The organism is Agromyces salentinus (genome assembly GCF_009749395.1).
GTDB classification, from domain to species: Bacteria; Actinomycetota; Actinomycetes; order Actinomycetales; family Microbacteriaceae; genus Agromyces; species Agromyces salentinus.
In genome coordinates this window covers 1-6,521 of sequence record NZ_WBIR01000004.1, presented here as the reverse complement: position 1 = coordinate 6,521, position 6,521 = coordinate 1, and the positions used below count along the sequence as shown (strand labels likewise).

Annotated in this window: 7 protein-coding genes; 1 reads left to right on the top strand and 6 read right to left on the bottom strand. The window is 71.6% G+C overall.

Annotation, left to right across the window (positions count from 1 at the left end):
- Window positions 1-128: 128 nt before the first annotated feature.
- The 5 genes from GQQ95_RS05850 to truB all read right to left on the bottom strand — a co-directional run bounded on the left by GQQ95_RS05850 (window position 129) and on the right by truB (window position 4,159).
- Entirely contained in the window at window positions 129-1,346 is a 1,218-nt protein-coding gene (locus tag GQQ95_RS05850) for an MFS transporter (protein WP_157426734.1), read from the bottom strand.
- 9 nt (window positions 1,347-1,355) lie between these two features.
- On the bottom strand, window positions 1,356-2,288 hold the full coding sequence (locus tag GQQ95_RS05845; protein WP_157426733.1) for a bifunctional riboflavin kinase/FAD synthetase: 933 nt from the start codon (window positions 2,286-2,288) through the stop codon (window positions 1,356-1,358).
- Window positions 2,285-2,719 carry a hypothetical protein gene (locus GQQ95_RS05840; protein ID WP_157426735.1) on the bottom strand — a complete coding sequence of 145 codons (435 nt, stop codon included), beginning with the start codon at window positions 2,717-2,719 and terminating at the stop codon, window positions 2,285-2,287. The genes GQQ95_RS05845 and GQQ95_RS05840 overlap by 4 nt, the downstream gene beginning before the upstream one ends.
- A 139-nt stretch (window positions 2,720-2,858) precedes the next feature.
- Window positions 2,859-3,227, bottom strand: coding sequence for a hypothetical protein (locus tag GQQ95_RS05835; protein WP_157426732.1), 369 nt, complete (start codon window positions 3,225-3,227; stop codon window positions 2,859-2,861).
- Window positions 3,224-4,159: a tRNA pseudouridine(55) synthase TruB gene (truB, locus tag GQQ95_RS05830; protein WP_157426731.1), complete on the bottom strand. Its 936-nt coding sequence runs from the start codon at window positions 4,157-4,159 to the stop codon at window positions 3,224-3,226. The genes GQQ95_RS05835 and truB overlap by 4 nt, the downstream gene beginning before the upstream one ends.
- 61 nt (window positions 4,160-4,220) lie before the next feature.
- Between truB and GQQ95_RS05825 the strand changes: the two genes are divergently transcribed.
- Window positions 4,221-5,219 carry a ketopantoate reductase family protein gene (locus tag GQQ95_RS05825; RefSeq protein WP_157426730.1) on the top strand — a complete coding sequence of 333 codons (999 nt, stop codon included), beginning with the start codon at window positions 4,221-4,223 and terminating at the stop codon, window positions 5,217-5,219.
- 136 nt (window positions 5,220-5,355) lie between these two features.
- Here the strand turns inward: GQQ95_RS05825 and GQQ95_RS19585 are convergent.
- Window positions 5,356-6,521: hypothetical protein (locus GQQ95_RS19585; RefSeq protein WP_246205203.1), on the bottom strand; the 1,166-nt coding region annotated here is incomplete at its 5' end.

Below are 6,521 nucleotides of genomic sequence, written 5' to 3'. Positions count from 1 at the left end.
CGGCCGGAGTCAGCCGGGCATTAGCGTGAGACAAGAGAGACCTCCGTGCGTTCGAGCTGAAGAACTAGACAGCTCCAACTCGACCCCGGAGGTCTCTCCTACGTCAACAACGATCCGGGTCAGTACACCTAGCGCCCGGCGCGCTCGTCCTCGAACATCCGCGGCCTCGACACCACGGCGCCCGCGATCGCGGCCGGAACCGCGGTCGCCAGCAGGATGACGAGCGGCCAGAACCACCCGCCGGAGGCATCGTGCACGAGCCCGACGAGCAGCGGACCCACGGCCACGACGAGATACCCGACCGACTGCACGAACCCCGAGAGCGCGACCGAGCCCGAATGCGTGCGGGTGCGGAGGTTGATGAGCACCAGTGCGAGCGGGAAGAGCACCGGGCCGAGTCCCGCGAGCGCGACCCAGAGCCAGGTGGCGATCGAGGGCACGAGCAGCAGGCCGAGGTAGCCAGCCACGATCGAGAACACCGAGATGCCGACCAACAGCCGCACGCGCCCGTACCTCGCCGCCAGCACCGGCACGAGCAGGCCCGCAGGAAGGCCCATGGCCGCATAGAGCGAGAGCAGCGCGCCGGCCTGCGCCGGGGAGACGCCGGCGAGGTCGGGCAGCATCGCCGGGAGCCAGGCGAAGAGCGCGTAGGCGTTGAAGCCCGACACCGTGAAGACGACGGTGACCGCCCAGGCGAGCGGCGAACGCACGGCGTAGCGCAGCAGGCCCCGCTCCGCCTCCTCGGGCAGCACGGCCGGCGCCTGACGGCGCGGATGCGCCAGCAGCGTGATCCACGGCACGATCGCGAGCGCCGCGATGAGCGCCCACTCCCCCAGCGAGACGCGCCAGCCCGCGGCATCCGCGACGGGAACGGCGATCAGCGGGGGAACGAAGGTGCTCACCGACATGGCCGTCACGTAGATGGTCGTCACGAGGCCGATGCGATCGGGGAAGTAGCGTTTCACGAGCGGCGGCAGCAGCACGTTGCCGACGCCGATCGCGGCGAACGTCAGCGTGCTCGCGGCGAACAGCCAGAGCACGTCGGAAGCGAGCCCGCGGCCCAGGAGGCCGAGGGTGAGCGCGCCGAGCGCGATGACGAGCGTCCACTCCAGGCCCAGCCGCTTCGCGAAGAGCGGAGTCACGATGCCGAACACCGCGAAGCAGAGCGGCGGGAGCATGCCGAGGAAGCCGACCAGCGCCGGGTTCAACGGGATGTCGGCCTCGAGCTGCCCCATGATCGGCGACAGCGAGGCGACCGCGGTGCGCAGGTTGAACGCGACCAGGACGATGCCGATCAGGGCGAGGGTTCGACCGGCCCACAGGGAACGGGATGGGGCGCGGCTCACCGATCGAGTCTATGCGGCGAGGATCGCCCTGGCGCGCACGACGTCGTCGCGCATGGTCTCGATGAGGTCGGGGATCGAGGTGAACGCGACCATGCCGCGGATGCGCTCGACGAACTCCACGTCGACGACGTGGTCGTAGAGGTCGAGGTCGCGATCCAGCACGTACGCCTCGACCTGCTTCGCGGCCACGCCCTCGAACGTCGGGTTGTCGCCCACCGAGATGGCGGCCGGGTACCGCGTGCCCGCATCGGTCAGCCACCCGGCGTACACGCCGTCGGCGGGGATGAGCCCCTCGGACTCGGGCGTGAGGTTCGCCGTGGGGAATCCGAGCTCGCGTCCGCGCTTCGCCCCGTGCACGACGATGCCCGAGACGGTCGGCGTGTGGCCCAGCAGGTTCGTCGCGTGCCGCACGTCCCCGGCGGCGAGGAGCTCGCGGATCCACGTCGACGAGGCGCGGCGCTCACCCTCGGGCCGCACGTCGTCGACCACCTCGACGCTGAAGCCGAACCGCTCGCCGAGCTCCACGAGCAGGTCGACGTCTCCCGCGCCACGGGCGCCGTACCGGAAGTCGCGGCCGACGAGCACGACCTCGGCGTGCAGCGCGTCGACGAGCACCCGCTCGACGAACTCGGCCGCGGGCACCGAGGCGAGCGCCCGGTCGAAGGGCAGCATGAGCGTGGCGTCGACCCCGGTCGTCGCGAGCAGCTCGAGCTTCTGACGCACGCTCACCAGCGGGTCGGGGCACTTGTCGGGCGCGAGCAGGGCGAGCGGGTTGCGATCGAAGGTCACGACCGCGGTCGTGAGTCCGCGCTCGTCGGCGATGGCCCGGATGCGCTCGATCAGGGTCCGGTGCCCCCGGTGCACGCCGTCGAACTTGCCGATGGTCACCACGCTGGGGCCGAAGCCGGCGGGGACGCCCGCGAGGCCCTTGAACGTCTTCACGCGGCATCCGCTCCCTGTGCCGAACGGCCGTCGATGCCGGGCTGGTCGACCCGATCGCCCGGGCGGTGCTTCGCGAGCCACCACATGCCGAGCACCGGAAGCACGAGCGGGATGAAGAGGTAGCCACGACCGAAGAAGGACCAGACCGTGTCGTGGGGGAAGAGCTCGGGGTCGAGGACGCTGAGCACGCCGACCAGGAGCACTCCCATGAGCTCGAACGCGAGAGTCGCCCACGCGACGCGGTACCAGGCCCGCCCGGTGCGCACGAGGGCGATCGTCGCCACGATGTAGACGACCGCCGCGAGCCCCGACAGGGCGTAGGCAACCGGGGCCTCGTCGAACTTGGTCGCGACCTGGTAGAACGAACGCCCCGTCGCGGCCACCGCGAGCACGGCGTACACGGCGACGAGGACCCGGCCGACGCCGCTCATGCGCGAGCGCGGGGCCGATGGTGCGTCGCGCTGCGCGGCGGCCGCCGCCGTCGTCGCGGGGTTCTCGGGATTCTCGGCCGCGGTCTCGGCGGGCTGCTCAAGCGATTCGGACATGTCGATCAATTCTCGCAGACCTCGCTCAGCCGAGTTGCACGGTCCAGATCTGGAACATGCGGTAGATCATCACGGCGACCGCCAGCGCGCCGACGCCCAGCACGACCGTGCTCCAACGGCTTCGTTCGAGCAGCGCCCAGAAGATGGCCGCGGGAGGGATGAGCAGGGCCGCGAAGAGGTAGATGCCGAACTCCAGCGCATTGCCGGTGGGCACGTTGCCGAACGCGGGCGCGGCGATCGCGACGACCGTCTGAACGATGAGCAGCACCTCGACCAGCGCGAGCGATCCGTTGGACAGGTCGCTCGGCACGCGGCCCGCGAATCCGAGCCCGATGCACAGGAGCCCGGCCGCGATCGCGACGGCGAGCTGGAGCCACATGAACCACTCGATCACGAGGCGGCCTCGTCGGCCGGGAAGCCGGCGACCACCTTGAGCCCGTCGCGACGGCGCTCCACGATCGCCACGAGGCGACCGTCGGGCGCCACGGCCGCGATCGGGTCGCCCGGGCCGGTCGCGGGGGCGGCCTCGGCGTCGATGCGCTTGCCGTGCCCGAGGTCGACCGCCTGCTGCGCGGTGAGGTGCACCACCGGCATGGCCCGCCCCGCGGCATCCGCGGCTCCGATGAGGGCCGACGCGACGTCGAGGTCCTCGAGGGTGGCGGCCTCGGCCACCGAGAAGCGGCCGATGCGGGTGCGGCGCAGTGCGGTCAGGTGGCCGCCGACGCCCAGGTCGACGCCCAGGTCGCGCGCGAGCGCCCGGATATAGGTGCCCGATGAGCACTCGACGCGGACGTCGAGGTCGATGAAGCCGTCACCGTCTTCGCCACCGGTGGGCGCACGTCGCAGGTCGACGACCTCGAAGGCCGAGATCGTCACCGCGCGACTCTTGAGCTCGACCTGCTCGCCGTCGCGGACGCGCTGGTACGCGCGCTTGCCGTCGACCTTGATCGCGCTGACGGTGCTCGGGACCTGCTGGATCTCCCCGGTGAGCTTCAGCACGCCGGCGGCGATGCGCTCGTCGTCGACGGCGTCGAGCAGGTCGGCGGATGCCGCGCCGAGGAGCTCGCCCTCCGCGTCATCCGTCGTCGTCGCGGCGCCGAGGCGGATCGTCGCGACGTACTCCTTGTCGAGGCCGACGAGATAGGTCAGCAGGCGGGTCGCGGAGTTCACGCCGAGGACGAGGAGCCCGGTGGCCATCGGATCGAGCGTGCCGGCGTGGCCGATCTTGCGCGTGCCGGCGAGGCGTCGGGTCCGGGCGACCACGTCGTGGCTGGTGAGCCCCTGCGGCTTGTCGACGAGGAGGATGCCGCTGTTCACGCGGTACAGGCTAACAGTCGGCCGGGCGGCGGCCGCACGGGCCGGCGCCGGCCGCCCCTACGCTTGAGTGGTGAAGATCGGCATCATCGGCGCTGGTGCGCTCGGCGGGACGTTCGCGGCGCTGCTCACCCGGGCCGGCCACGAGGTCGAGGTCACCGCCAGGGGCAGCGGCCTCGAGGCCATCCGGACCGACGGCATCCGCCTGAGCGGCGGCTACGGCGAGGTGCATGCGCGCGTCACGGCATCCGAGCGCCTCACGGGAGGCGCCGACCTCGTGCTGGTCTGCACGAAGGCGCAGGATGCCGAGGCCGCCATCACCGCCAATCGGGACGCCGTCGACGGGACGCCCGTCGTGGTGGTGCAGAACGGCCTCGACGGCGTCGCGATCGCCTCCCGACTGCTGCCGCGGTCCTCCTGCATGGGCATGCTCTCGATCATCGCCGCGAACTACACCGAGCCCGGTCACGTGCGCGTGACGACGACGGCCGACAGCTACCTCGGCCGCGGCGACGGGCCGGCCGACGAGGAGTGCGTGCGCACGGCGCGCCTGCTCTCCGAGGCGGTGCCCGTGATCGCGATCGCCGGGTTCCGGGGCGCGCAGTGGACCAAGCTCGTCGTGAACATGCTGAACGCCGTCCCGGCGATCACCGGCCGCAGCGTGCAGTCGGTGGTCGACGAGCCGTCGCTGCGCGTGGTCGTGACGGCCTCCATGCGCGAGACGGTGCGCGTCGGCATCGCCAAGGGAGTCCGCTTCGGCGCCCTGCAGGGTATGAACGATCGCCGGCTGCGCCTCTTCGCCCGGCTTCCCCTGCGGCTGGGGCAGGTGCTCCCCTGGTCGATGCGACGGCGCATGGGCGACCGGCCCAACCTCGGATCGACCCAGCAGAGCCTGCGCCGCGGGCAGCCCACCGAGATCGACTTCCTGAACGGTGCGGTCGTGCGCGAGGCATCCGTCGCCGGACTCCCGGCCCCGGTCAACGCCGCGCTCACCGCACTCGTGCACGAGGTCGAGGCGCTCGGACGCCCGTTGCCGGCCGACCGGGTCGTCGCGGTGCTCCACCGGAACTGACGGTGACGGCCGGCCGGAACGCGACGCCCTGCCGGCCGGGAGCCCAGTGCCCGGACCCTCGTCCTCCTGACCGCGCTCCGCCGACGCGAAGAGGGGGCCCGGCGAACCGGACCCCCTCCTCATTCAGCGGATGCCGTTACGCGCGCTTGCGACGTGCGCGGGCGATCACCATGAAGGCGACGCCTGCGAGGACGACGAGACCCGCCACGATCGCGATCGTGGTGCCGGCGAATCCGGTGCTCGCGAGGCCGACGCCGGAGGCGGTCGTCGACTCGCCATCGCCCCCGGGCGTGCCGCTTCCGTCGCCGTCGCCGCCATCGGTCGGCACGATGGTCGGGCCGTCGGCGCAGTCGGGCGTGGCGGGCGGGTAGCTGAGCTCGACCGCGAGGTCGGGGTTGACCTCGATCGTGGCGTCGATGTCGCCACGGGTCCACGCGAAGTTGCCGTCGGACTCGTACCACGTGCCATCGGCGAGCTGCTCCCAGCCCGGCCATCCGGTCGGCGTGACACCGTCGGCGGCCACCGAGGCGCCCGGCCAGAGCAGCTTGCCCGAGAGCGCGCCGTCGACCAGTTCACCGAGCTCGATGGTCTCGGAGTTGACGCCGTCGGTCAGCACGATCGACGCGGTGGTGCTCGTCGACTGCTGGTCGGGGTCGGTCAGCTGGATGTCGTAGAAGATCCACGGAGCGTCGGCGACGCACTCGCCGGTCGCGACCGAGCCAGTGAGGGTCGGGGCGATGCAGTCCGCGTCATCGAGGGCGAACTCCCACGTGGTGGCGACGCCTCCGCCGAACGCGAATCCGGGCTTCGGCGCGGCCACGACGGTCACGACGCCCTCGGACTCGCTCTGGCTCCAGTCCACCGTCTCGGTGTCCTCGGGGACCACGAGGGTCTCGTTGTCGGGACCGCAGACGTCGGAGAAGGTCGGGGCGCCGACGAGCTCGACGATGCAGGGCTCGTCATTGATGACGTACGACCAGGTGGCCGCGGTGCCGCCCTCGAACGTCGAGCCGGGCTTCGCCGTCGCCGTCACCGTGATGACGCCGTCCGTCTCGACCGAGCTCCACTCGATCGTGTCGGTGCTCTCGGGAACGACGAGCTCCTCGTTGTCGGGACCGCAGGCGTCGGTGAACGTCGGCTCACCGACGAGCTCGATCACGCAGGGAGCGTCGTTCACGTCGAACGTCCACGACGTCTTCGTGCCCTCGGGGAAGACGAAGCCGGTCGCGGCCGTGGCCGTCACCGTGATGACCGAGCCCTCACGCGACGACGCCCACAGGACCTTGTCGGTGCTCTCGGGAA

Bases quoted from the DNA above. Each gene is read 5' to 3' on its own strand.
- GQQ95_RS05840 (WP_157426735.1), bottom strand. From the start codon at position 2,719: ATGAGCGGCGTCGGCCGGGTCCTCGTCGCCGTGTACGCCGTGCTCGCG.